This window comes from Leptospira kirschneri serovar Cynopteri str. 3522 CT, assembly GCF_000243695.2.
Lineage (GTDB): Bacteria > Spirochaetota > Leptospiria > Leptospirales > Leptospiraceae > Leptospira > Leptospira kirschneri.
Window position 1 is genome coordinate 389,025 of the sequence record NZ_AHMN02000013.1, and the last position, 26,114, is coordinate 415,138.

Here is a 26,114-nt window from a genome sequence, read left to right on the forward strand (position 1 = left end):
CAAAGATGCAGAAGTTTTTAAAAAATTGCATCTAACCCAGAATAGTTGGCTTTTTGAAATAAATCCTTACATTCTAAGTTTGAACCAAACTCAGAATTATTATTTTTATGCGTCCGAATCGTAATTTTTGTGATAAACCTAAAGCAGCAAATTTCATGCAGAAATTTGACTTTAAAATCGGTTGTCGAATCTTACTGAGTCTAAAAATCTGGCATAAGATTATTTGGCGGAATATTCATGTCTGAAGAAACTCAAGAAAAGAAGAACAAAAAAATCAATAAAATGACCGTAGCAGAAATTAACTCTGCAATTCAAACTTCCAAAGAAAAAATGAACGGCTCTTCCAGCAAATACATTTTGCATCTCAATGCAAGATTGGAAGAACTCGCAGCAAAAGGTAAGAAATAATTTCTTTCCGGTCCGTCTGTTTTTGACGGACCAATTCCTGTTCGTTTTTATCTTCCCTAACATTTCTATCCTTGCTTCAATTCATCGACATAAAACACCAGTACGGCTCTAGCGTATTGTTTAGCGGATTTTCCTGGCACATCAAACCGGGATCCCGTGTTTGTCTTGTGGGTCCAAACGGTTCCGGTAAATCGACTTTGTTTAGGATTGCAGAGGGAAAATTTATTCCGGACGAAGGAAGTGTAGCAAAATCCAAAAACACTGAAATTTCAGTATTTCAACAAATTCCGGAATTTAATCCTGAAATATCGGTCATCGATACTGTATTAGAAAAACATAAACATTACCGAGAATATTCAGAGCGTTTGAAAGAAATCAATCGTAAGTTCGATCTTGTTTCTCACGATTCGAAGGAATTTACTGCAGTTCTGGATGAACAAAGCGCTTTGGAGGAATATGCTTTTACATACGGAGTTCACGAACTTGAATCTAAAGCTCGTAAAGTTTTAGGTGGATTAGGGTTTTCTAATGTTCAGATGGAAATGAAAGTTCGGGAATTTTCTCCGGGTTATCAACATCGCCTTGGTCTAACAATCACTCTTTTAAATCCTGGTAATTTATTATTGTTAGACGAACCTACAAATCATTTGGACAATACTTCTAAAGAATGGTTGGCGGATTATCTTAATTCTACCGGTCAATCTTTTGTACTCGTAACCCACGATCCAGAATTTTTAAATTCGACTTGTGATACGATTGCGGAACTTTCTTCCTCCGAAGTTATAGAATTTCGGGGGACCTTAGAGGAATATTTCGAACATAAAAATGAACTTCAAGAAAAACTTAGGGCTCAGTTTCGAAAGGAAGAAACGTATCTCCAGAAAAGAATGGAATGGATCGAACGTTTTCGCGCAAAGGCTTCTAAAGCGAAACAAGTTCAATCTGCGATCAAAAAACTCGAAAAAAGAGATAAGGTAGAAGCGCCTGAGGAATCTTTTTGGAATTCCAAGTCGGATTATCGTTTTAATTTTATATCTTCCGGAAAAATTACTGCAAGAATTGAAGACGGAGCTTTTTCATACTCTGATAAAACTCCATTTATTTTCAGTGGGGCCAATTTGGAAATTTCAGCGGGTGATAAGATTGCGGTCGTAGGTCCTAACGGTGCCGGAAAGTCAACATTCCTTCGTTGTTTATTAGAAATTCATAAATTAACTTCCGGTAAAATTTATTACGGACCTAAAACAAAAATCGGTTATTTCTCGCAAAATCATCATGAAGAATTGGATCCTTCTAAAAATCTTATTCAAACGGTTATGTCTGCTTATCCGGATCTTTCGGAACAACAGGCCAGAAGTCTTTTAGGTTATTTTTCTTTTTCGGACGATTCCGTTTATAAACAAACCGGTCTTCTTTCGGGCGGAGAACAAAGTCGTCTTCGTCTTGCTATGCTTGTTCGTTTTCCTGCTAATGCTATTTTTTTGGACGAACCTACCAATCATTTGGATTTGGTGGTTCGGGACAATTTACTGAGAGCGTTGATGGAATATGAGGGTTCTCTTTTAATCATTTCTCACGATCCAGAATTTTTAAGAAGCCTTTGTAATCGTACTATTTCCGTGGATAAAGGACAAATCCGGGATTTTAACTGCACGTTTGCGGATTATTTGAAATACGATCTGCAAGAGACCACACCTTCTAAACTACAAGCCGGAAGTTTGATTTCTAAAAAAGAGGAAACAGGGCAAACACGTTCTAAGAAAAATTCAGATAAAAACAGAATTAAAAAAATCCAGAAAGATTTAGAACAACTGGAAGCTAGGATCGAACTTTTAGAAAAATCAAAAAAAAATTTGGAAGAAGTTTTAGCCGATCCTAACTTTTTTAAAAATCGTAGTTATCAATTAGAATTGGACAATTTGAACGAAACCAAAAATGAAATTACACGTTTGACTTCCGAATGGGAATCACTTCAATTAGAATTGGAAGAACTTTCCGGAACAGTAAATTAGGAATTACTAAAGTACACTTCTATAAAATAAAATCTTTTTATTCCAGAGTGGACACATTTGCGAAAATTTCTGCATCTTATAGAATCCATCTTTTATTTTTGACACCGTTTTATGTGTTTTTGTAGTAAAAGATCATTGAAACGATTGTAGTTGTCTAAAAATTTGTTTTTCTTTGATTTCTTTTGGTGAAAACAAATGACTCGCCGTTTTCGATAAGATATATTATTTTTTTAAGTTTGTTTGACCAAAAAGAAAAATGAATTTATTTAGTTTTATATTCTATTTTTATAATGAGGAAAATTGTATATGACACCAAAAGAGCTTAAGTCTCGATTGGATCTTAGAAAAACGGCAAAAGATTCGTTTTATCTTTTAGACGTAAGAAATCCTAACGAAGTGGATATTTGTACGATTGAAGGAACCGATCTTTTGATTCCGGTCGGAGAACTTTCCAATAGACTTTCTGAAATCGATTCTTGGAAACAATCGGGTGAGGATGTGATCGTATATTGTCGTTCCGGTGGGCGTTCCGCGATGGCCTGCGGAATGTTAAAACAGTCCGGCTTTTCAAAAGTGCATAATGTGGAAGGTGGAATTTTACTTTATTCGGATGAAGTAGATTCTTCTATTATTAAATACTAATATATTTATATTAAAATTTCGATTGTAGGGACGACGTAATTCTAAAATTGTAATAGTTCCTACATCTAATTTTTTACGGAAAAAAGTTTATAAGGCAGACTTCTTAGATTGAGCTTACTTTGTTAGTTTTTAAAAAATTTTATAGCTCAGATTGACAAAATTGCTTTAATTGGCCGTTTTTCTGAAACAGAAACAGGTGGAGAGTTCACTTTTCAACAACTCTGTTATATGTTCCCAGCAAAAGTTCATTTCAGAATTTTAAAAAAGTCAGATAATAGTTTACAAAGATTATGTTGTTTTAAGGAATTTATAAATTTTTTAGACTCAACTTTTAGAAGCTTGTTCGATTATCGTCAATGAAACGGTTTTTGTGGGAACTCATACAGTTTAAGTGTTATGATAAAAATTAGAATTCGATCTAAAATAAATATTATAATTAGATAATATTTAGTCTATTTCTAAGGATTGACTTTTGAATATTTTGTTATATGGTTCTTGAGAAATATATGAGAAAATTAAAACTTTATGTTATATTAATTCTATTTTTAATTGGAGTAAATTGTCTTATTGTTGAAAGATATTGGGTTCGATTTCAAGAATACGAGTTTAAATCTGAGAAAATTACGAAAGATTTTGACGGTTATAGAATTGCGGTCGTTTCGGATCTTCACTACGGTTTTTTAAATCCGGAACTTTGGATTCGTTGGGTTATTAAAAGAGTAAATTCTCAAAATGCTGATCTAGTTGTCGGTTTGGGAGATTATGTTAAAAAAAGAAATACGGATGTAGAATTATTAAAAGTTTGGCCTATTTTAAAAGAACTAAAAGCAAAAGATGGTGTTTATTTCGTTAATGGCAATCATGATCATTGGGCCAACGATAAACTATCACTTGAACTTTTAGAAAAAAGCGGCCGATCTATTAGAAATAAAAACGTCGTGATACGACGAAACGTATCAAAGTTTATCCTGGTGGGAATTGGAGATTTTTGGGAAGATAGAACTGACATCGATAAAGTTTTGTCCGGTACTTTTTCCGAAGATTTAAGAATTGTATTGTCCCACAATCCTGATTCATCCAATACAAAACATAAAGAAAAAGTGGATTTGTTTCTGACTGGACATACTCATGGCGGACAAGTAAGAATTCCGTTTTTTAATTTTTCACCTATCTTACCTGTAAATGATTCTAACTTTGATATTGGTTTTAAAAAAAATAAGTTTGGTGAAAACATATTTATTTCCGCTGGTATTGGTTGGTCAATTTTACCGATTCGATTTTTTTGCCCTTCCGAAATTCCTTTGATCGTATTGCGTTCTCCGTAGGAATTTGATTTTAATTCATAGTTAATTTCCGAATTTTGAATATTCAAAAAATCATATAACTATTAAAAACCATTTCAAAATAATTTATATTTGTTTAAAATGAAGATGGTTATTCTAAGATATTTTTGGGATGGTCTATTAAAACTTTGACCTTAATTTTCTTTTTACTGATCTTTATCAAATTGAGTTACCTAAATTTCTATCATAAAGTGTCGTTTTATTGAGTTTCAAACGCGATCCGTAGAGAGCAGCATTGAGTTTTAAAAATTCCGAAGGAATTGGAGCGAAAAGAACTCAGTAAAACGCTTTTTAAGAAAGCGTTAACTCAGCGTCTCGCTTCTACGGTCGCTCGAAGTAACTCAGCAAAACGCTCTCTATGGATCGCGTTTTAGGTCGAGAGCCATTTTAATTATGAAATTTGCAAGCTGCGACGACGATCGTAGAGAGTATTGCACTTGAGTTTTTTATTTGTCCTAATTTTTTTACATCAAACTTCACGTTAAATCAGTACTTGAATAGGAACAGATTTTTATTTGTGGATGAGACTATAACGATGAGTAAAACATTTTTAAATACACATTGCTGTTATTCGGATAAAACTTCTCGGAATTGTATTTGAAAATCTAGAAATCCTTTTATAGTTTTAGAGTTATCTGAAAATTCATTCTCCTAAAAGAATTTTTCGAAAATATAAAAAACCTTCTGCTAACGGATCGTCTTTTCCTCCACGGCGACGTTTGAGCATATTCGTAAGATCTAATACCATCAGTCCATACATCCAAGCCCACATCATTCTTGCAATTGCTGGATATTCTGATTTAGGTAATTTGAATTCTTGGTTGGCACAACCGTTCCGTATGGTTTCTAAAAATACTCTATAACTGGTAGGTAAACTCGGGAACGCCTTTCTGTGCATGTGTCCATGAACCGTGTTAAACATTACTTTATGTAGTTCTTTATTATTTAAGGAAAAATCCCAATAAGCCCGTGCGATTCCCGCCAACTGTTCAAATGCGTTTTTTCCGTTTTTCTGTGCGTTCCGTAAAAGTTGAGTCAGTTCGGTTTCTCCTTTAGCGATCAGTACTTGTATAATTTCTTCCTGACTTTTGAAATGAGAATACGGACTTGCCACGCTGCAGTCCAATTTTTCGGCGATCTTTCTCATGGAAAGTCCGTCGATTCCTTTTTCTTGAAGGATTTCCATCGCAACTTGTACGATATTTCCTCTATTTAAACTATTTCTAGATCTTCTCTTGTGTCGCGCCACGGTCATTTTTTAGGTTCACTCTATCAAGTTATGAATCGCTAAATCTCTCTTTTATATTTGTAGTCTTTTTTTAATTCAATTCTACTTTATCAAAAAAATCAAACGAATAACAATAGGCCCGCTATTACGTTTTGTTTCCGTAAATTTCAATTTGTAATTGAGGTTCTCTGAAAATTATACTTATAAATTTCGTTTCATTTTTTCGGGATGAAAAAATAAGCGGTCTCAATTTTATTTTACTTCTTGTGGTCTGAACGCAAAGATCATTTTCTCTTCTTGGATGTTTAAAGGAATTTTGAAAGAATATTCCTACTTTTCGAAATAAACTTTTTTTGAGAATTTGATAAGTAGTTTTTTTTATCGTTTGTAGGTAGAGATATTTCTGTAAAAATGAAATTTGTAGGAACTACTTCTTTTCAATCTTCTTGCAAGACTGTTTCTAAAAAATCTGTAGGAAGGTTGTTTTGATATTTTTTGACATTCGTCAATTTTGATACGAACAATGAAAAAAAGTGGGACAATAACTGCGTTTTTTGTAGTGGTAATGATTTTGACCAATGTTTGTTAAGACAAAAATTTTTTTATTTTGAAAAATCTCAGAATGGATATTTAAAAATGTGATGAATCAGTAATGGACTGAAATCTGGAGGATAAAATTGTCATCTCGGTGAATTACTGATCTTTATAAAATTGAGTACCGTTAATTTTATCACAAAACACTGATTCCATGCAAAATATTAGGTACTTTATTATAGTTATGAGTAGTATGAATTTTAAAAGTGGAATTTATACGAACCCTTGTTTTTTTATTCCAAATAAAATGGATTCTATACGTGGGTATTTTATAAAAGTATTATGTTTTTATGTATATAATTTTGATGATGATCTGATTTTTTGTGGAATTTTAATATTAGAATATTATAATTATTAGGAGTAATTATGGAAGAGGCGGTTATACTGGACGGGATTAGGACTCCGTTCGGAAATTTCGGAGGAACTTTAAAAGATCTAAGCACGGTCGATCTAGGAGTTTTGATTTCCAAGGCGATCTTGGAAAAAACGGGAGTTTCTCCGGACGTAATTGGAGAATCGATTTTTGGAAACGTGATTCCTACAGGAAAAGAGGCGATTTATCTTGCACGTCATATTGGTCTGAAAACGGGTCTTCCTTTGGGAGTTCCTGCTTTGACTCTCAATCGTCTTTGTGGTTCTGGTATGGAAGCGATCATCCAAGCTGCAAAAAAGATTTATCTAGGGGATGCGGACGCAGTTCTTGCGGGTGGAGTGGAATCGATGAGCAATGCTCCTTATGTTGTGCGTAACGCGCGTTGGGGAGTTCGTTACGGTTCCGCAGAATTTGAAGATACTTTAGAACAAGGTCTCACCGATCAATACGTAGGTTTGATCATGGGTCAGACAGCTGAAAATCTTGCCGATCAGTATAAAATTTCCAGACAAGAACAGGATGAATGGGCGGCGGTTTCTCAAACTCGTGCCGAAAAAGCCACTTTGGAAGGACGTCTTAAAGAAGAAATTTTTACCGTTACAATTCCAGGCAAAAAACCGGTTATATTAGAAAAAGATGAATTTATTAAGGGTGCCGCTGGCGTTGATAAACTGGGAAGTTTAAAGGCGGTCTTTAGAGAAGGTGGAACCGTGACTGCTGGAAACGCTTCCGGTTTAAACGACGGAGCGGCGGCTACGATCGTAACTTCTTCTTCTTATGCTAAGAAGTTAGGTAAAAAACCTTTGGCGATTATCCGAGGTTATGGTCACGCCGGTTGTGATCCTGCTAAAATGGGAATTGGTCCGGCGCTTGCGATTCCAGCTGCTTTGAAAAAAGCGGGTCTTAAACTTTCAGATATGAGTTTAGTAGAAGTAAACGAAGCTTTTGCGGCTCAATATCTTGCGGTTCAAAAAGAACTAGGGCTCAATCCGGAAATTACCAATGTAAATGGTGGTGCGGTAGCGATCGGACATCCTCTGGGAGCTTCCGGAGCCAGAGTTACGATTACACTTGCATACGAACTTAAAAGAAGAAAGGCGAAATACGGAGTAGCTTCCCTTTGTATTGGGGGAGGTCAGGGAATTGCGCTCGTTCTGGAAAATCCAGAAGTGTAATTAGAAATTTCGTCTAACGTTATTACAAGGCTCGGAAGAGCCTTGTATGTAAAAGATAGGAATGGGTGTGACTTGAAAGTTATCGGAAGAATATTATTTTTATCTTATGAAATTGAGTAGAAAGTTTTTGAAATGGTTTCTACTTATGATATTTGTTTTTTTAACTTTCAATCAGGAAATGTATTCTGAATGTGCAGTGTGTTATACAATCGTTTATGTAGAATTGAAGGAAAAATCAGGAAAAAAGAAAAACTTTTTCTTTGCAGTACCTCCGGAAATAGATGATACAAATGGAAACAAACCTCCGATTCGTTTGGACCAGATCCATTTAGACCAGATTGGAATTGAGCAGAAGTGGAAGAAAACAGGTTTTCTTACTTTTTATAAAAAGATTCAAAAGTCAGTGGATGAGAATGGGGACAATGCCTATTGTAGTTTACAAAAACCTGTTATTAGAAAGGCTTTTTCCATTAGTAAAATAACGATCATTCGGTACATTCAAAACGTATATTCTCCTATTACTTTCTGTAAAAGTAAATAGTTCTATTAATAAGTTTTTGTTGAAATAACAAACCAAAACTTGAACTACATAGTTTTCGATTTGTAGTGATGATTCTAATTAAATATTATCGATCTGTCAGGGTTGAAAATCGGTAAATAAAAGAATCCAATCTTCGCTCTGTCTATCGAACCAATTTTCTTCCGGATAATAAGTTCCACCCGCTTGATCTAAAACTTCTTTCATATAAGGTTCGCCCGGATCAAAATCCTTTCCGTCAAGATAGATGGAACTTCCCCATTTTTTTTTGGCTTGTGTATGAGAATATACACCTCGTAAAGATTCTATACGTTCATTGTTAAGAGGAATCTTATACTTTTCGGAAAGTTCTTTTACGAGACGAACAACCGCTTTGGTCTGTTCCTTATTGGCTAAAAGCATTTCCGTATCTTTTCCTACGATTTCCACTTGAAAACAGTTCGAGTTTGTTCCAGCCGCAGCCGCAGCCACGTCCAAGATGGAATCCAAAAGTTGATAGACTTTTCCATCTTGATCTGCAAGAAATGTAGCAGATAAATTCCGTTTTTCTAATACTTCTAAAGTTTTTTGATAATCAGGAATTGCGGTAAAGTGTAATACGATACAATCAGGAGAGATCGATCCACGATGATTGTATCGTAACCTTCTTTCTTCGGGAGCTTTTCCATCGGACATTTTTTCGATTGAATTCAATTCTATGATTGGAGCGGAAGTGGTGCCTCTACCTCGGTTGTATGTTTGAACAATTTTTTTACCGGATAAATCTGTAAATTTTTCCTTACGAATTACCCAGCCAGAGGCAAACCGATTTTTCCATTCCGTTTCCGGAAAAAATTTTCCTTGGAGTTTTAAAAGAACGGAAGATAAAACTTTTTCACTTCCACACTCTCCGGTATCTAAAAAACGGCCGAATTTTTTCTTGCTTTGGGTATGTGTAAAAATTCCCTTTTTTGAAGTAATGTCGTAGTTATTTAGAGGAATTGAATGTTCTTTTGAAAGAGTTTCAACCAGATTGACAAGAGATTTTAACTGAACCTCGTTTTTTAAAATGGAATCGTTGTTCCCTTCCCAAGAAACGTGGATTGTAGTTTCGTCCATTCCGGGCGCGGCTTTGTAAAGTATTTTAGAGGGTTCTTCTACTCCGTATATACTTCCATTTTCAAGAACGATAAAATGCACCATCCATCCTGAGGATTTACTTTTGTCTAAATATTCCCCCGCTTTTAAACCGTAAGTATGATGCAAAAGAATCGATTTGACTCCAAAGAACCAACGTTTTTTACCGATCGATTTGAGGGAATCTTTGCCAATTCCTAAAGTTAAAAAAGGAAGTATCTGATTGGAACTTAGCACTTCGGATTCTTTGGTTGGAAAGGAGCAATTTAATATAAGTGTGAATACCGCTAATTTAAAAAAGAAATTGTTTTTCATCCCGATACCTTATTTCTAAGACGAGTTAAATCTTCTCTTAGTTTTTCGAGGGTTTTAGAAACTTTTCTATGGCGATTAAGTATTTCTGAATATTCATAAATTTTAAATTTCATTCCGTCTTTTTTGGCGTCTTCTTCCGGAGCGATGGGTATGGATTTAAAAATTTCAGAAAATGTTTTGAATTCCCGGGTTAGTTTTAGATATTCCGTCGAACACGCGGAAAAAAATTCGGGAGAAAGGTTTTGTTTAGAAGTTTCTATCTGTTTTCCGAGAGATTCCGTTGCCCCTTTTAAAAAAGAAAATAGAGACTGGTTGTCTTGAACTAGTTCGTTCAGAGATTCTTGAAGATGGATTTCAGTTTTACTTTTGGAATGAAGAATTCCTTTTTTTGCCTTCCAGTAGATCAGATAAATTAGAATTACGGATGTGATAAAAATCAAAGAGAATAGAAAAAAGGTTCTTTTTTGGTAGACCCATTCTAAGGTTTCCCATTGGAATAAATCGGGAAAATAGGCTGCTAAAGCTAAGCCGACTAAAATCATTCCTGTGGAAAAGTAATAAAAAATACGGATCCCCATTCCGTTTCATAACACATCTTTAGGTCCTACTTGTCAAGGAACCTTCTTGTCTTAGTAAAACTCTTATATTAGTTTAAGATTCTCCTCCTGTTTTTCCGATATTCAAAGAGATGCAAGAACCTACTCCAAAACCGAATTTTCAATCTAAGGTAGTGAATTTTGGTCTTTATAAAATCAAAAAAGCTCTTAAGGAAGAAGGATTTGAAGTCGTGGAAAAACCGAATGGGAAAATCGTTTTAGTAATTCGAGTTGGGAAAGAAAGGGACAAATAAAAGGAACGTTCCTATCTTTCAGGTCTCAGAAGAATAAAACAATTTTCTAAACTTGTATAGATTCTTTTAAATTCGTATTTAACCTGAGTTAGTGTAAGGAACTCATGATTCTGAAAAAAGTTGGAATCTGAACTTTACAGATCGATTCTTTAAATGTAGGAACTACCACAAATCACAATTTTACGAGTAAATTCTAAGATTGTAAAAACTACTTTTAAAAAAATGTCTCCTAATTCCTTTTGCCTCAAATTCACGTTAAATGGAAGCCAGTAATAGTTTATATATTTAAAAAATACAAAACCTGCCGTAGTTTGATATATTAAATATTCCAATTTCCTAAAATTCTGAGAACTCCTAAACAAGTTCTACATTAAATCATTCAAAATTTTTCTGCTATGTCGAAGTTCCGATTTTAATATCGTTTTAAAATTTCTTTTTTATTTTTAGAATTTTAGAATATTTTTATTTTATAATTTCTTTTACATCGCGTCTGGGTCCGCATCTGGAAGTTCTACTTCTTCTTTTGAAGGTTCTGCTTTTAAAAATTCTCCACATTTCTCTTTAAGTTGGTCGTGTATTTTCCACTTGTCGCCGGCGAGAGGCATAACTCTGAGATAAAGTCTATAGTTTCTGATCGAGCCTCTACAATAACCTCCTTTTAGATATAATTGTCCGAGTAGTTTTCTAGCTGCGGGATGTGCCGGTTCCAATTCGATGACTTGATTGGCAAGTCGAACCGCCTTATCCGGATTATTTGCTGCAAGTTTTCTCGCTTCTTCCCAGGCCGGAAGTGTTTCCTTTTCGTACTTTCTATAGAGATCGGTGTTTCCCATTTGAAACAAACGAAAGATGATTGCGTCTTCTTTTCCGTTACGACAAATTCCGTACCAAACGTCTTCTTCTTTTTCGGTGATTCGGTTGGCTCTAATTCCTGCAAGTCTGGAACCGTCTATACAACCTGTGGCTTCAAAAAGATCCTTCATCGCTTGCGGAGAAGTAGCCAAGATTCTTCTGGTTTTGTTTTCAAAACTTGCGATCTCGTCTTCCGGAAGTGAATCTTCAGGATTTGGAAGATCTTGTAAGCCGGATAAAACTCTCAACTTGATGTTAGATTCTAACACCCACTCTGGCAAATTGAGAGACTTTAAAAATTCGTCTTCTTTTGGAAAAATTCTCCGATAGACGGAACATTCCGAAAGAAAAAGAAAAACGAAAAATAAAAAAGACAATCGAATACAATAGGTGAAATAAAAGCCGGAGAGAATTTTTCGAATCATCGATAACAAGAGATTTATCCTTGACTATAATATTAGGACAAAATGTTCTAATATAGATATTTTAATTTACCACAATGGTAAGATGTGATTTCTCAACAATAGAATCAATCAGGAATCTATGATCCAAGAACTCAAAGCAGATCTAAACGGAAAGGGACAAAAACACTGTGTGATCGTCTCTCGTTTCAATGAATTTATCACGGAAAGTCTACTGAAAGGAGCACTTGAGTCGTTTCGGATGCACGGAGTTGAAGACGTGACCGTGGTTCGGGTTCCTGGTGCTTACGAAATGCCGGTGGTGGTTTCTAAGGCGGCCGCTTCTAAAAAATACGATTCCATCGTTTGTTTGGGGGCGGTGATCCGAGGTGCGACTGCTCATTTTGATTTAGTAGCGGGAGAATCTGCAAAGATCGGATCAATCGGAGTTCAATATTCCATCCCTGTCATTTTTGGAGTCCTGACCACAGATACGATCGAACAAGCGATTGAAAGAGCGGGAACCAAGGCGGGAAATAAGGGTGCGGAAGCCGCAGCCACCGCCGTGGAAATGGTAAACCTACTTTCCCTTCTTTGAATGTCAGCCAGGCGTACTTCCAGAGAAATCGCCGTAATGGCACTTTACCAATTGGAGCTTACTCAACCTCCTTTAAAAGAGGTTCTTAAGTTCAAATGGTACGATAAAAAAACGGAACCAGAAGAAAGAGATTTTGCAGTTTCCATCGTAAATGGAGTTGTGAAAAACCAGGAACAGATCGATACTCTAATCAAGAAATACTCCAAAAATTGGGACTTTTCAAGAATCAGCATCGTAAACAAAGCGATTCTACGTTTGTCTATATACGCGTTGTTATATACTTGGGAAGTTCCAAAAAACGTTACGATCGACGAAGCGGTAGAACTTACAAAAGAATTTGAAAGCGAAGAATCTGCTCGGTTTGTAAACGGAGTTTTGGACGCAATTCTCAAAAACGAAATCAAATCCGATGGATAAAGAAATCCGAAAAAACAGGTTGTTTTTAGAGGGAATCGAGGAAGAAGAATTTTATTTCCCGGAAGACAAAGAACCGGTTCGGGTCCGCAGATCATATAATAAACTTATAATATTCTGGATTTTGATGGGTCTTTTTGTATTGGGGGGAATCGGTTTTGCGGTTTACCATCAATTTTTTCGTACTTCCTCCGCCGGTTCCGAGTTTGCCGGAGCCTTCAATAAAGATCTGATCCAAAATAAGTCGGACATCAATCGTTTATTAGAAAGACCTTATATACCGGACGGGAACGCAAACCCGGCGCTTACAAAATGTATTAATCTTTACAAAGAAAGATTTACCAGACAGGCATTTGATACTTGTAATGAGTTTTTAAACTCTACAGGAACCCAGGAAGAGAAGTCGATCGCATTGACTGTATTAGGTGTTATCCACGACGAGAGCGGACGTTATCCGCAAGCGATTGAAAGACTTCAAAAAGCAATTCAATACGATCCTAAAAATTTTTACGCATATTACAATCTCACTCTATCTTATAAACACGCTGGAAGATTTGCAGACGCTCGAATGGCCGCTCTGAAAGCGAAAGAAATTGCGCCTAACGATCCTAGGGTTTCGTTACTTGCTGGAAATTTATTTAATGAACTGAACGATCCGGACTCTGCAATCGACGCTTATAAGGAAGGATTGTCCGTTTCTCCGGACGACATGTATCTTACTTACAATTTAGGAGTCAGTTACTTTAAAAAGGGCGAAATTCCGCAAGCGGAAGAAGAATTTAAGAAAGTTGTAATAAAGACCCCATCTGGAAGATTAGCCGCGTTATCTCATTCTTATTTGGGAAATATTGCTTATAACAAACAGGATTATAAAAATGCGGAGTATCATTTCCGACAAGCGAGCAACCTTTCACCTAACGAAGCAAAGTATCTTTATAATCTCGCGATAGTTTTACAAAAAAATGGAAATAAGGAAGAGGCTCTCAAATATTTGGAACTTGCGAGAGACGCAGGCGCGAATGATCCCGAAATTTATAGATTGATCGCGGAAGGATTTTCTAATCTGAATCAGGGAGAAATGTCCATTTCGGCACTTCAGAAAAGTTTAAAATACAATCCTACCGATTTGGATTCTCTATTTCAACTTGCCGAAGCATACTATAACAAAGGAGATCTACTTTCTGCGGAAGAAACTTATCGTAGGATTGTGTCTTCCACACCTGGAGATAGTTTTACTGAAACCGCTCTGATCAATTTGGGAGTTGTTTTGGATCAGATGGAACGTTATGGAGAAGCGGTCGCTACTTTAAATCGGGTGATAGAACTTAATCCTAAAAACGCGAAGGCGTATCATACATTAGGAATTGTTTATAAACATTCTGGAAATGGGACACTCGCCATCGAAAATTGGAGAAAGTCCACGGCTATAGAACCGGAAAACATACAAAGCCGCGAAGCCCTAGGAGATTATCTACTGGAAAATAAATTTTTTCGGGAAGCTATAGAAGAATATACAGGATTAGTAAAACATAAAGACGACGCTTACAAAGTATATCTCAAAATGGCGGAAGCCTATATGGGTATGCAGGATGATTCCAACGCCGAAAAAATCCTGTTGAAAGTATTGAACTCTTCGAGAGACGGCGCAGATCTGAAGAACGCACATAAAAAATTAGCGCTGTTGTACAATAAATCCAAGGACCCAGATTTAAAAAACAGAGCCAAAGATGAGGCCTTTCGATCCGCTCACATGGATCCAAATGATATGGAAGGTAGATTAGTACTTGCAAAAATTCTAATAGATTCTAATTCAATTTTGGATCGTGAAAAGGCTATCGACGAACTGACCGCAATTGTGAGATCCGACGTAAGACCTAAAACGGCGGCGACCGCCTATAATTATTTAGGAATTTGTTATTATAAAAATGGGGAATTTAAAAGGGCGGTTCGAGCGTTTCAGAGTTCGATCGATTTAGATCCGTCTTTGTCCGAAGCCTATGAGAATAAGCGGGCAGCGTCTGCAGCGTTAGAAGAAAACACTCGCAGGGAGGGATATTTCTGAAAAATTACTTCTTAACGTTTTTGATTTTATTCCTTTTTATTACTTCGATTCAAGCAGCGGAAACACCTAAAGACGAGTTTAAAGAAAAAGTATTCAATTTTTCTAAATTACAAGCTACGGCGATTGCAGAGATACGAACCAAAAACAGATTGGATCTCGTAAAAGAATTACCTACTATCTTTCAAAACGAATCCATTGAAGAAAAGACTCAGATCGCGATTTTAAAGCTATTTTCTGAATTAGAGGATTTGGACGGTCTCGCACCGAGTTGGGTGGGGGCTTTGGATTCGGTCTTTCAAAAGACAACTAACGTAAATTTGAAAAAAGAAATTCTACTATTAGCTGAAAAGAAAAAAGAGAAACGGCTGATTTATTCGGTGATTGTAGCGTTTAGTGATCCTGAAACACAAGTAAGAACTTTAAGTTATCGACTGATGAATTTATTGAGGGACGATAGGGCCTTACCAATTTTACTGGATATGTCTTTGTCTAAAGATCCGGTGCATAGAATGTATTTTTTAGAATCGTCTTTGATCATTAAAGACGAAAGGATTCAAAATCAGATTCATAAATTGGCAAATGATGAAAGTTCGGGAGTGAGAAAAAAATATCTCATAACGATCAATCGACTCGGGATGACTGATAAATTTTCGCAGTTTCAAAAATCTGCCACTAATGATCCTGACGACGACGTAAGGATGGTCGCATTAGAAATTCTTAAAAATAAAAAAAGCCGTCAATTTTTATCTTTGTTTTACAAAGGACTTAATGATCCTAATTCGGATATACGAAGAATTTCTTTAGAAGCTTTGTTGCTCTACCAAGATAAACAAGGAGCCAAGGTGGTATCCGATCAATTGACCAAAGAAGAGAATTCGTTTCTAAAGGCGAGAATGATCGATCTATTGTTGGATCTTGGAAACAACGGGGGAGGGCAAGGAATTCTTTTTGTGTTGACTAACGCTGAAGAAACGGAACTGAGAACAAAAGCGGCTTACGCGTTGGGAAAGTTAGGAACGAATACAAGCGCGATTGAACTTACGAAAATTTTATCGGAAGAAAAAGAGAATGCGGTCAAGTGGCAACTCATTCATTCTTTAGGAGAGCTTAAAGATAAAAATGCGGTTCCTGCGTTACTCGTTCTTGCTAGAAATCCGAGAGAAAAACTGAATCTAAGAATCGAAGCGGTTAACACGATTCGAATGATTAATGATCCGGATAGTCTGCCTTCTATTTTTGAAGCGTATGTATCCGAAAACGAACAAGCTCTTCGCACCGAATTAGAAAATACATTACGCGAAATTTTAAACCTGAAATTCCCGCCTAAAATTCCTTAAATCCGGTTCGATCCAAAAGCCGGTCGAGCTCTTCTAAGAACGGAATAGAAGACAATAACTTATTTCTTTATTTCTGCTTTATATTATTTTTCTAATATGGCTTTTATTGATTACTTTTTTTGTCTTCTGAAAAAGTACAAATTACGGATCGACGTTTCCTGGAATATCATTAAAGTTTTTGAGAAATTCCATAGTTCAATTAACAAAACTGCTTCAATTGATCGTTTTCATAAAATAGAAAACAGATGGAGGATTCATTTTTCAACAACTCTATTTAATTGTATTATGTTTCTATAAAATACTAATTTGTGTCGTTTTTCGAAAAAAATTATAAACGACCTAGGGCGCTTTGTTCGTTTCAGCTTTTTGTCTAAAACGAGCTAAATGAAATTTATCTGTTCTTTAAACGCGAAAGGGATCGATGAATGAACTAAAGTAAAACGCTCTCCTGAAACTCAATGCATCACTCCCTGAATGCCGATCCTTAGAGAGGCATTCGCTGAGTTTTCTGGGTCGCTCTGCAGGGTCGCGTTTGAACTCAGCAAAACGCTTTTTATTAAAGCGTTTTAGGGTCAATAAATTGAATCTAAAGACGATTGTTGTATTATGTTTCCTGTATGCAATTTATTGACCAGAGCTAAAGAGCCCGGTCCCGCCTGTTCCGTTTAATTTTTCTTTTACAAACCATTGGCGGGATTCGCCCAAATTTTCAACTGTCGAATTTATCTTAATATAAAATTTATAGTTTGAACCAATTTATTTTACGTCTGTAAATTTTAGATCCTGTTTCTGAAACCAACCTAAGTTATAGACTTTATCTTTTATGTAAGGGGAAGGAATTAGAACGAAATACCAATCGGACATTTGTTTTTCATTCAATCCGTTTGAAAGTGCAAAACCTTCAAAATTTGTATTGTATGAATCGATAATATTTCCCTGAATTTTTTGATCCGAACAAGGGTCCGGAATTTCTTTGTCGTCGATCACCAAAGCCGTTCTTAGTTTTGCAGAGTTTTTAGAAACTTTAAAACGTTTGAAATATTCGAGTTGTGTAGGCCAATGTAATGCTCCAGAATAAGAAATGGATATTTGACTTTTAAGTTGATTGGAGTTGAAATCAAAATTAAGAATTTCTAAAGAACCATATTGAAGACAACAACAAGAAGGAGTTTTTATAAAAAACGTTACAAATTTTTGAGAAGGTTTAAAATCCACGAGCATTCCACCTCGATCGTAGAGCAATTTGTAACCCTTAGAAGTGTTTAAGTAAATTAATACAAAATCCTGAGTAGGATATTCAGGATCATAAATTAAATCCAATTTACCGTCTTGATTAAAATCGACTTGATGAAAGTTTTTGAGACCATTTGTCTGTTCGATTTCGTTGAATCTTTTTAAGACTTCGGATTTAGATCCTTTATTGATCTTGTTTCTGAGAAGATTGAAATCAGTTTGAGTTTCTAGGTTTTTCCAATGAACTCTATGATCTTTTTGAATATGTTTTAGAATTTCGTTTGTTTGTTCTAAATCTAACTTCCAATTTTGACCAAACAAAGAACTAGAAACAAAAAAGAAAACAGTTACTATAACTGGAAAGGTATAAAGGTACATTCAAATCTCTTTATGATGGAATTTACACATTTTTTAAACCGTTTGAAAAGATAAAAACGAAATTAATCAAAAACCGTTCGGTAAACTGAAGATTCAATTTTTAGAAAAATTTGGCTTTAGTGGTAGTTCCCACAAATTGTCTCGTTTTGTAATCATTTTTACTTTGAGGATAATGTGAGTTTAACGTAAGGAACCCATAATTCTGAAAAAAGCTGGAATTTGAACTTTATAGATAGGTTCCTTAAATGTGTGGGAACTATTACAATTTAAAAAATAGAAGTTTATAACAATTGAACCTGTCGTATTCAAGTGTGGGAACTATTACAAAACTTAGATTTGTCCGTAAAATGTGTGGACTCTTACTTTTAGAACTTGTTCGTAATATCTTGATCTGTGGTAGTTCCCACATTTTCGAAAACTTCACCTACAAAAAATTGAAGTCATAAAAACCTGTCCCAAAAAAACTCAACATCTCACTCCCTATTGAGTCGTTCCGCAGGATTTGGGACGTGCTGTAAGTGAATCCATAAGCTTTGATTTGATTCTAAAAAATACTTGTATTTTAAAGAATCCGATCGAATCTGATATTATATGTTTCGCAACGTAACTCTACTAACGCTTACTATTGAGCTTTTACTCCTCCTTAGTTAGGGGGAGCCGGTAGAGTTGTAAAAAAATACACGAGCCTGCTCCTCCTGGAGTGGGCTTTTTTATTTCAGAGTTCATCTCTGTTCGGAAAATCTCTCTCCTGGATCGATCGGAAAAAGGAGAAAACAATGAAACAAGATTCGCAATCGGAAAATGAACCTATAGTGCGTGACCTTTCCATTTCCGAAGATCAAAGAAATGTAAAGTTATTTTCGGATCTTCAAACTCCAATTCCCAAACATCCTCCTTTTTTTATGGACGTGACTTTAAGAGACGGAAACCAAGCACTTCGTAGACCTTGGAATTTGGAACAAAAGGAAACGATCTTTAAACAACTTCTAAAGTTAGGAGTACAAGGAATCGAAGTAGGATTTGCATCTTCTAACGAACAAGAATTTGAAGCGTGTAAACATCTTTCTTCGATTGCGCCAGATAACGTAGTCATATCTTCTTTATCTAGGGCTGTGGAAAAAGAAATCGAAGTTTCTTGGAAGGCAATACGGTTCGCTCCAAAACCAAGGATTCATATTGTATATCCTGTATCTGCTTTTACGATTCAAAACGTATTGAAGACAAGTCCTGAAAAAGTTTTAGATAAAATTTCCCAGTCAGTGGCTTACGCAAAAAGTCTTGTAGGATCCAAAGGAGAAGTTCAATTTTCGGGAGAACATTTCGGAGATTCTTTAGAAAACTTAGATTTTGCAGCAAAAGCGTTTCAAACCGCATTGAATTACGGAGCCGATGTGATAAATCTTCCGAACACGGTAGAACGTTATCGTCCTTGGCTTTTTGTTTCTATGGTAAAGGCGGTTGCCAATCTATTACCAGAGGATATAAGAATTTCGATTCATACTCATAATGATCTTGGAATGGCGACGGCGACAACGGTAGAATCTTACTTTGCAGGAGCTGTTCAACTGGAGACGGCGTTAAACGGACTTGGAGAAAGGGCGGGAAATACAAACACATATGAAGTAGCCATTGCACTTCATAATTGCGGAGTAGAAGTTCCTTTAAATTTTTCGGCGATCTATGAAACATCTCGTTTGGTTTCTTATCTGTCGGAGATTCCGATTTACGAAAAAGCCCCTTTGATCGGAGAAGACGTAATTTCTCATCGATCTGGAATTCATCAGGATGGAGTAGCAAAAACGCGTCATTTGAAAAAAGGCGCCTATCGTGCGTTTGACGCCGCATTGATCGGAAGGCCGGAAGGAGATAGGATCGAATTTACAAATCAATCCGGTAAAAGTGCGATCTATTGCATTTTAAAAGATGTGGGAGAAAATATCACTTTAGAAGAAGCAGGTAGGCTGCAGCCGATTTTAAAAAAGATCTCTGAAGATTTAGGTGGAAGGGAACTTACTTTGGAGGAAATTCGGATCGAATGGAATCGTTTGTTCAGAGCTATATAAAGGATGCTTAATGTTTTTTATTTAAATGGGATTTTGTAATGAAATCTATGTTCAACGTAAGAAAATTTGGACGAATTCGGCTGCAGTGCAGCCGGACCGGGCTCTTCGCTCCAGTCAAGTTATTGTGTGCTACAGTGGTATATTCAATTTCTTTAATTCCAATAACTTGACTCCACAACGCGACCCTGCAGAGCGACCCTTAGGGAGCGATGCATTGAGTTTGAGGAAAGCGTTGTGTTGAGTTTCCAACGCGATTCATAGAGAGCGTTGTGCTTTAGTTCATTCATCGATCCCTTTCGCATTGGAATCAGAGTTTATTTAATTATGGTACCTATTCTTATAGGAATCGATTCAGAGCGGTTTCTTATGTGGATGATAAAAAACGAATCACGTTTAACGGTAATTAGAGGATAAACTGTAAATTTGATTAAATAGGACTATGCTTTCCAAAAGGAAAGCATAACGTCTTTAAAAGTTTTCTTTATAAGATTTGTTTAAGAATTTCCGTTTTCAATTTTCTGAACGGAATGAGTAAAAAGTCAGAGTTTGAGTTTCTTTTTGATGAGATCTAAAAGATCGGCTACAAATTCATCACTTCTACGATTTTTATCTGCGTATTCAAAGGCTTCTTTTGTAGAATCTTCTAACTTTTCATTTTTTGTGGTGATGTTTAAAAGAGAAGCCAAAGAAGCATAAACTATGTCTCCGTTTTCGGAGGAAATAATTTTGTTTTTCAAAGCGATTGTAGAGTCGCCCGGTTCTGCTATTTTTCCCAAAGAGATCGCTGCGGCCGTTGCGATTTTAGGTTCGTTGTTGCGATTTAGAAGTTGGATCAGTTCCGGAATTGCGGATTTTTCTTTGTTCTTTCCAAGAGCAACTGCAGATTCGTATTTTTCGGAATCGGAACCGGAAGAAAGCGATTTAATATGTTCCTCAGTAGATTTTTCTGCGAGTAGCGCGCCGGATGTAAAAGAAACGGCGAACGCAAGAATGAGAATAGAACGAAATTTCATGAGAGACTCCTTTCCTTCGGAAGAATCGTGTAAAGAAACGAGAGAGTCAATCTAAAATTCGGAAGAACTGTAAGAGTTCTTACAATTTAGTACGCGTATAAGTTGGATTTCAGCGATAAAGTAATGGCTTTGAATATTTAGAATAGGGCTCACAAAAATTGTAATTTGTAAGTGTTGTGATAGTTTCTCAATTTTCAAAAATAGAAACAGATGGAGAATTCATTTTTCCACAATTCTAATAAGAAAACTCGGGTTTATTATAGTTTTATCTTCAATTTTTAGAAGAGAAAGATAAACTTTCAAAAACATGTCTCTGAATTGAAAGTAAACTTTGGTATAATTCAATGCGAAAGCGATTGAGGCGTGATCAACAAATTGAATTTATGAAAAGTTTTTGTTTTCAAGAGAACTCTCAATTTGTTGATCGGAGCTGAAAGCGCGGTCCGGCGACGCCGGATTCGCCCGAATTTTCAAACGCTGAATTCACTTTCAATTTTATAAGAATCAGTAAAATTCTAAGTTCAACCAAGCAGAGTGTTGTGATGAAAATTTATGGTACTTAATTTTATAGAGATCAGTAGTAATCAAATGTCAAATCACTGTAAAAAGAAATTGCTATCTTTAAAGATTCCAGAAGTGGTCTTTTGCAAACGTTTGGGAAGAATTTTGGTGATCGGTAAGGTGTTGTATTATTTTACAGCACTTGTAGAATGGTATTCAGTTTTGACTTCCGGAATACACATTCTAAAAAAAGGGTCTGGCAAATTTTGGAACAAACTTTAAATTTCTAACGAACTTTATGTCGGCAAGTCCTTTTCAATTTCATTCACTCAAATCCTTTTTTCAAAAATGGAAGAAAGAATTTTTTCCATTAAGAATTTTAGATAAGTATTTATTTGGAGAATTTTTTAAGATCTTTATCGGAACTGTGATTCTACTAACAGGGATTATGCTACTCTCCCTTGTAAATGATAACCTAAGAAATTTTACCACAACAAAGGCGCCTAGATACCACGTGGCTCTTTTTTTAGTTTATAGTATTCCGAAGATCATATCTACAACTGTAGTTTCCATGTCTTTAATGTTTTCGATTTGTTTTACGGTCGGGCAGTTTTCAGTAAATAAAGAACTCGTTTCTATGATGGCCGCAGGAGTATCTTTTTTTAGAATTGTAACTCCTCTTATCCTATTCGGAATTTTAATGTGGATTATAATGTTGTTCGTGACGGAACTCATCGTAAGGCCGGTCAACAAATTAGCAAAAATAGAACACGACATACTTACGGAGGGTATGGGAACTCTTGCGAATAGTGTGTATCAATTTCACGTAAAAGGTAAAGAAGGGTTTTATTATTTATATTTTTATGATCCGGATAAGGACGAAATCAATGGTGGATTCAATTATATAAGACTCAGACCGGATGGATCTCCGGAAACGGTAATCTCTTCCTTAAAAGCAAAATATAATTACGAAACCAAACTCTGGAAGATGAAAAAAATAGAAGAGTGGCATTTCGACAACGATTTAAAACTCAGTTCTCAGCAAACTTACGAAGAAAAAGAATATGAACTTCCCGAAGAGCCCTCCTACTTTAAGGTTCCTGCAGGTTCCGTGGAAGAGATGAATCTATTTCAGTTAAAAGAAGAAGAAAAAAGAAGAATTCAAAAAGGTCTTGCTTACGGAGACGTTCTTACAGAAAAACATTCCGTTTTTGCTTTACCTATGATGACGATCATAGTTACTTTGATCGGAACAATTGCAGGATATTTTACAAAAAAAACTGCGGGGGTTGCCTCTTTAGGTATAACCATCGGAGTTGTGCTCATCTATTATATATTTAACTCTGCGGGAAAATCCCTAGGCGAAAACGGAGTAATTCCTCCTTTTGTAGGAGTTTGGATCACTCCGAGTTTATTTTTAGGTTTGTGTTTTTGGATGTTTCGCCGGATGAATTTATAAAATTTTGATTCATAAGATAAATAAAATATTCAAATTATTGAAAATATTTATATCTTATCTTAAGATTCTTTTTGTAGTTTCTATGAAATAAGATCTTAATATTTTGCACTCAAATATGATTTTATAATAAAAATTTACAATAATCAGTTATATAGAAATTACTCAGAGCTACATAATAAAATACCCAATCCAATAGTTTATATTTCAATTATATGAATTCAGCATAAGAAAACCGGAGCGAATCCGGCTTTCCATAACAAGCCATAACCAACCCCACAAATTGAATAGGATTTTAGAATCAAAATTGAACTAAAGCAAAACGGATCGCGTTGGAAACTCAACACAACGCTCTCTACGGATCGCGTTGTGGGTGGGAACTCAGTTTTACAGAGGATTTGTCGTAATTCCCACAGATTTAATATTGAGATCCAAATACTTGTGGGGTTGGTTATGATAACAAGCGGGACCGCGCTTTCAGCCCCATTCAATAAATTGCATGAAGGAAACGTAATGCAATATTTCGTCTTTAGTTACAATATAGAAGTGGAGACGCTTTAGTTTCAAACGCGATTTGTCGAGAAGTGAGACGATTTCACGTTGGATTCTATCGAACTTATCTGAAACGACACTTTGTGATAAAATTAGAATTGTTGAAAAATGAATTCTCCATCTGTTTCATGGAAACAGTCGATAAAAACAGTTTTGTTAATCGTAGGTATAGATTTTTCAATAACTCTATTTAACGTGAGTAGGGCGTAAAAAAAATGAGAAAGAATTTTCTAAAAGTATGAGTTCCCACATTTAGGAATTGCTCTGTAAAGTTCAGATTTTAATTTTTTTCAGAAAGGTGAACCATGACCGAATTCACGTTAAAATATAAATTTGTGAGAGTTCCCACAGATTAAGTCACATTACAAATTTTTAAACTTTCATTTTTTGTGATTCGAGTCGAAGGGTTCCACATTTATTTTTTATGGAATACTAGGTTTTTATAAAACGAATCTTTTACGCCGAACTTGCGTTATTTAGGGCTTAATTTTATAGAGATGAGTAATAAAAATTTTATCGTAAAATCTCAAGATTTGCGGCAGTTCCCACAGATTAAGCCTATTAAAAGATTATATTTTTTATAACGGTTTTACTGTCGTTTTAAATTGTATGAGTTCCCACATGGGACGGTTTTTGGAACAGACTCAAAATGAAATTTTAATTTGATGTTCATAGAATGATAATTTTATGCAGATATTTAATTTTAAAATCGTTATCTTTGGATTTTATAAAAAACTAGTTGTTCCGTAAAAAATTGCATGTAGGAAATACCTTAATTTGGATTTTACAGATAAATTCAGAAAATGTAGGAACTACTACTTTCTCAATAACTGAGTGAAGATTGGAATCCCTTGAAAATTTGGAATGAAAGAAAAAGGAAGTAGAAAATGAAAATCGAATTTTCGGCGATGGACTATCATTCGGATGAAACTTTTGAAAAAGCAAATTATCTATTTAAGGGAAGTCTGGAAAAAGGCTGGGAAATATATAGAAACGGAAAAGAGTATTTGCGTCTCGGTCCCGGATATAAACTATTAAGAACTAAACTTTGCGGAGTTTGTTCCACAGATCTTTCCAGAAGTTTTCTTCCTTTTCCACTTCCTCAAGTGATCGGACATGAAGTTGTCGTAGAAGATATGGAGCCAATCCATGGATTTAAACAGAAATACGTAGTAGAGATTAATGATACATTCGAAGCGAGAGGAGAAAAACCCTTCGACAAATTTTGTGAGGAAGGAATCGCATCTCATAGTCCGACAAGAAAGGTACTAGGAATTGATAGACTTCCAGGAGGATTTGGACCTTATATTTTAGCACCACAAAATGCAGTAATTTCTTATAACAACACACTTTCGGATAAAGTTGCGGTTCTAATAGAACCATTTGCGGCTTCTTTACAAGCGGTGCTATCTTCTCCACCTAAAAACGGGGATGAGGTTGCGGTTTTAGGACCGAGAAGATTAGGAAGTCTCGTAGTAGCAGCGTTAGACGCTTTTCGAAATTCCTCAGGAATTCGATTTAAAATTTCGGCACTTTCCAGGCAGGAGCATCTTTTAAAACTTTCTCTCAAATTAGGAGCGGATCAAATAATTGATCTGAGAAAAGAAAAAATAGAAACTCTTAAGGAACGTTATGCGATCGTTTATGATACAACCGGAACTACAAGCGGCTTTGAAAGTGCGATCCGACTTGCAAATAGAGAATTACACCTGAAAACTACGAACGGACAAGAAGTTTTCGGGATCAAAAAGTTGACTGAGTTGGTAGTAGATGAACTTAGAGCCGGTCTCAAAACTGGTTGTACTTTTGAATCGTAATTATTTACTTGTGAAATGGACAAATATTATTCAGAGATACCGGATGGACTTTGGAAACAAATAGCCCCATTGATCCCGAAAGAAAAGGTAAATCCGAAAGGAGGTCGCAATCGAGTACCAACACGATTAGTAATGGCCGGTATCATCTATCGAATGAAAACAGGCTGTCAGTGGCGTGCCATTCCGAATGAGTTTGGATCTGGCCAAACTTGTCACAGAAGATTTCAAGAATGGGAACGAGCAGGAGTATTCAAAAAGATTTATAAATCTATTTTAAAATATTATGATGTAAAGAATCAGATAGCATGGGACTGGGCTTCGATGGATTCGGCAATGGTTAAAGCTCCCAAAGGGGGAGCTTAACTGGGAAAAACCCTACAGACCGTGCCAAATTGGGGGTTAAACGGCATATTCTTACAGATGGAAATGGAATTCCTTTGGCCATAACATTGAGTGGAGCCAATGTTCATGATAAACACGCTGTAAAAGATACGTTGAATTCAATCCTGATTTTTTCCGGTAGAAGAAAAAAGAAACCAAAACATCTTTGTTTAGATAAAGGATATGATTTCAAAGATATAGAAGTTTTAATCAAAAGAAGAAACATTCAATCTCATATTCGGAAAAAAGGTGAGAAGCCTCTCATTGGTAAATATAAAGGAAACCTAGACGATAGGGTCGTTGAAAGACTAACAGTTGGCACAATCGATTCAGGGCTATCCTAATTCGTTGGGAAAGAAAATCTGAAAATTATCTTGCATCTCTTTATCTCGCAAGCTCTATCATTGCTTTTAACTTTTTTGATAGGTAGTTTTGAGACCGGCTCTTAGTCTTTTAAAATTC

The 26,114-nt window shown here is 35.7% G+C and carries 20 protein-coding genes and 2 pseudogenes; 16 read left to right on the forward strand and 6 right to left on the reverse strand.

Features of this window, described 5'->3' with window-relative positions; all coding sequences use genetic code 11:
• Positions 1 to 237 precede the first annotated feature (237 nt).
• The 4 genes from LEP1GSC049_RS2000000227615 to LEP1GSC049_RS210015 all read left to right on the forward strand — a co-directional run bounded on the left by LEP1GSC049_RS2000000227615 (position 238) and on the right by LEP1GSC049_RS210015 (position 4,387).
• Positions 238 to 408 (forward strand): hypothetical protein, encoded by a 171-nt coding sequence (locus LEP1GSC049_RS2000000227615; protein WP_004751592.1) that lies wholly within the window; start codon positions 238 to 240, stop codon positions 406 to 408.
• Between the two features lie 116 nt (positions 409 to 524).
• The gene (locus LEP1GSC049_RS210025) at positions 525 to 2,420 is read left to right on the forward strand and encodes an ABC-F family ATP-binding cassette domain-containing protein (protein ID WP_004757887.1); all 1,896 of its coding nucleotides are present in this window, start codon (positions 525 to 527) and stop codon (positions 2,418 to 2,420) included.
• Between the two features lie 306 nt (positions 2,421 to 2,726).
• Positions 2,727 to 3,062: a rhodanese-like domain-containing protein gene (locus LEP1GSC049_RS210020; protein WP_004751555.1), complete on the forward strand. Its 336-nt coding sequence runs from the start codon at positions 2,727 to 2,729 to the stop codon at positions 3,060 to 3,062.
• 506 nt (positions 3,063 to 3,568) lie between these two features.
• Entirely contained in the window at positions 3,569 to 4,387 is an 819-nt protein-coding gene (locus tag LEP1GSC049_RS210015; protein WP_004777514.1) for a metallophosphoesterase, read from the forward strand.
• A gap of 661 nt (positions 4,388 to 5,048) precedes the next feature.
• Here the strand turns inward: LEP1GSC049_RS210015 and LEP1GSC049_RS210010 are convergent.
• Positions 5,049 to 5,660 carry a TetR/AcrR family transcriptional regulator gene (locus LEP1GSC049_RS210010; RefSeq protein ID WP_016748391.1) on the reverse strand — a complete coding sequence of 204 codons (612 nt, stop codon included), beginning with the start codon at positions 5,658 to 5,660 and terminating at the stop codon, positions 5,049 to 5,051.
• 933 nt (positions 5,661 to 6,593) lie between these two features.
• On the opposite strand from LEP1GSC049_RS210010, the gene LEP1GSC049_RS210005 reads away from it, so the two are divergent.
• On the forward strand, positions 6,594 to 7,775 hold the full coding sequence (locus tag LEP1GSC049_RS210005) for an acetyl-CoA C-acetyltransferase (RefSeq protein WP_004777504.1): 1,182 nt from the start codon (positions 6,594 to 6,596) through the stop codon (positions 7,773 to 7,775).
• Between the two features lie 106 nt (positions 7,776 to 7,881).
• Complete coding sequence (locus tag LEP1GSC049_RS210000) at positions 7,882 to 8,316, forward strand: hypothetical protein (RefSeq protein ID WP_016748393.1); 435 nt, start codon at positions 7,882 to 7,884, stop codon at positions 8,314 to 8,316.
• A 96-nt stretch (positions 8,317 to 8,412) separates the two neighbouring features.
• On the opposite strand, the gene LEP1GSC049_RS209995 is transcribed toward LEP1GSC049_RS210000, so the two are convergent.
• Both LEP1GSC049_RS209995 and LEP1GSC049_RS209990 read right to left on the reverse strand, forming a co-directional pair.
• A complete protein-coding gene (locus LEP1GSC049_RS209995; protein ID WP_004777498.1) occupies positions 8,413 to 9,744 on the reverse strand; it encodes a peptidoglycan recognition protein family protein in 1,332 nt (443 codons plus the stop codon).
• Entirely contained in the window at positions 9,741 to 10,322 is a 582-nt protein-coding gene (locus tag LEP1GSC049_RS209990) for a hypothetical protein (RefSeq protein ID WP_004757898.1), read from the reverse strand. The genes LEP1GSC049_RS209995 and LEP1GSC049_RS209990 overlap by 4 nt, the downstream gene beginning before the upstream one ends.
• A gap of 110 nt (positions 10,323 to 10,432) precedes the next feature.
• Here LEP1GSC049_RS209990 and LEP1GSC049_RS2000000227620 point away from each other — a divergent pair, with 110 nt between their 5' ends.
• Positions 10,433 to 10,594 (forward strand): hypothetical protein, encoded by a 162-nt coding sequence (locus LEP1GSC049_RS2000000227620; RefSeq protein ID WP_016561012.1) that lies wholly within the window; start codon positions 10,433 to 10,435, stop codon positions 10,592 to 10,594.
• A 479-nt stretch (positions 10,595 to 11,073) separates the two neighbouring features.
• Here LEP1GSC049_RS2000000227620 and LEP1GSC049_RS209980 read toward each other — a convergent pair whose 3' ends face one another.
• A complete protein-coding gene (locus LEP1GSC049_RS209980; protein WP_004751538.1) occupies positions 11,074 to 11,880 on the reverse strand; it encodes a tetratricopeptide repeat protein in 807 nt (268 codons plus the stop codon).
• Between the two features lie 109 nt (positions 11,881 to 11,989).
• Here LEP1GSC049_RS209980 and ribH point away from each other — a divergent pair, with 109 nt between their 5' ends.
• Genes ribH through LEP1GSC049_RS209960 form a run of 4 tightly spaced genes read left to right on the forward strand, consistent with a single transcriptional unit; the run spans position 11,990 to position 16,258 of the window.
• Entirely contained in the window at positions 11,990 to 12,445 is a 456-nt protein-coding gene (ribH, locus tag LEP1GSC049_RS209975) for a 6,7-dimethyl-8-ribityllumazine synthase (RefSeq protein ID WP_004751448.1), read from the forward strand.
• Positions 12,446 to 12,862, forward strand: a complete 417-nt coding sequence (gene nusB / locus LEP1GSC049_RS209970) for a transcription antitermination factor NusB (RefSeq protein WP_001276210.1) — start codon at positions 12,446 to 12,448, stop codon at positions 12,860 to 12,862.
• Positions 12,855 to 14,921, forward strand: a complete 2,067-nt coding sequence (locus LEP1GSC049_RS209965; protein WP_004751483.1) for a tetratricopeptide repeat protein — start codon at positions 12,855 to 12,857, stop codon at positions 14,919 to 14,921. The genes nusB and LEP1GSC049_RS209965 overlap by 8 nt, the downstream gene beginning before the upstream one ends.
• A gap of 20 nt (positions 14,922 to 14,941) precedes the next feature.
• The gene (locus LEP1GSC049_RS209960) at positions 14,942 to 16,258 is read left to right on the forward strand and encodes a HEAT repeat domain-containing protein (RefSeq protein ID WP_004757890.1); all 1,317 of its coding nucleotides are present in this window, start codon (positions 14,942 to 14,944) and stop codon (positions 16,256 to 16,258) included.
• Positions 16,259 to 17,014: 756 nt separating this feature from the next.
• On the opposite strand, the gene LEP1GSC049_RS209955 is transcribed toward LEP1GSC049_RS209960, so the two are convergent.
• Positions 17,015 to 17,869 (reverse strand): hypothetical protein, encoded by an 855-nt coding sequence (locus tag LEP1GSC049_RS209955; RefSeq protein ID WP_004751576.1) that lies wholly within the window; start codon positions 17,867 to 17,869, stop codon positions 17,015 to 17,017.
• Positions 17,870 to 18,645: 776 nt separating this feature from the next.
• On the opposite strand from LEP1GSC049_RS209955, the gene leuA2 reads away from it, so the two are divergent.
• A complete protein-coding gene (gene leuA2, locus LEP1GSC049_RS209950; protein WP_004757905.1) occupies positions 18,646 to 19,932 on the forward strand; it encodes a 2-isopropylmalate synthase LeuA2 in 1,287 nt (428 codons plus the stop codon).
• A gap of 539 nt (positions 19,933 to 20,471) precedes the next feature.
• On the opposite strand, the gene LEP1GSC049_RS209945 is transcribed toward leuA2, so the two are convergent.
• Positions 20,472 to 20,945, reverse strand: a complete 474-nt coding sequence (locus LEP1GSC049_RS209945) for a HEAT repeat domain-containing protein (protein ID WP_004751457.1) — start codon at positions 20,943 to 20,945, stop codon at positions 20,472 to 20,474.
• A 588-nt stretch (positions 20,946 to 21,533) separates the two neighbouring features.
• Here LEP1GSC049_RS209945 and LEP1GSC049_RS209940 point away from each other — a divergent pair.
• The 4 genes and pseudogenes from LEP1GSC049_RS209940 to LEP1GSC049_RS2000000229305 all read left to right on the forward strand — a co-directional run bounded on the left by LEP1GSC049_RS209940 (position 21,534) and on the right by LEP1GSC049_RS2000000229305 (position 26,082).
• The gene (locus tag LEP1GSC049_RS209940) at positions 21,534 to 21,728 is read left to right on the forward strand and encodes a hypothetical protein (protein ID WP_016561011.1); all 195 of its coding nucleotides are present in this window, start codon (positions 21,534 to 21,536) and stop codon (positions 21,726 to 21,728) included.
• A 16-nt stretch (positions 21,729 to 21,744) separates the two neighbouring features.
• On the forward strand, positions 21,745 to 22,905 hold the full coding sequence (locus LEP1GSC049_RS209935; protein WP_004751582.1) for an LptF/LptG family permease: 1,161 nt from the start codon (positions 21,745 to 21,747) through the stop codon (positions 22,903 to 22,905).
• Positions 22,906 to 24,341: 1,436 nt separating this feature from the next.
• Positions 24,342 to 25,232, forward strand: a pseudogene (locus LEP1GSC049_RS209930) (alcohol dehydrogenase catalytic domain-containing protein); the annotation flags it as partial.
• 54 nt (positions 25,233 to 25,286) lie between these two features.
• Positions 25,287 to 26,082 (forward strand): annotated as a pseudogene (locus LEP1GSC049_RS2000000229305) (IS5 family transposase).
• Positions 26,083 to 26,114 lie beyond the last annotated feature (32 nt).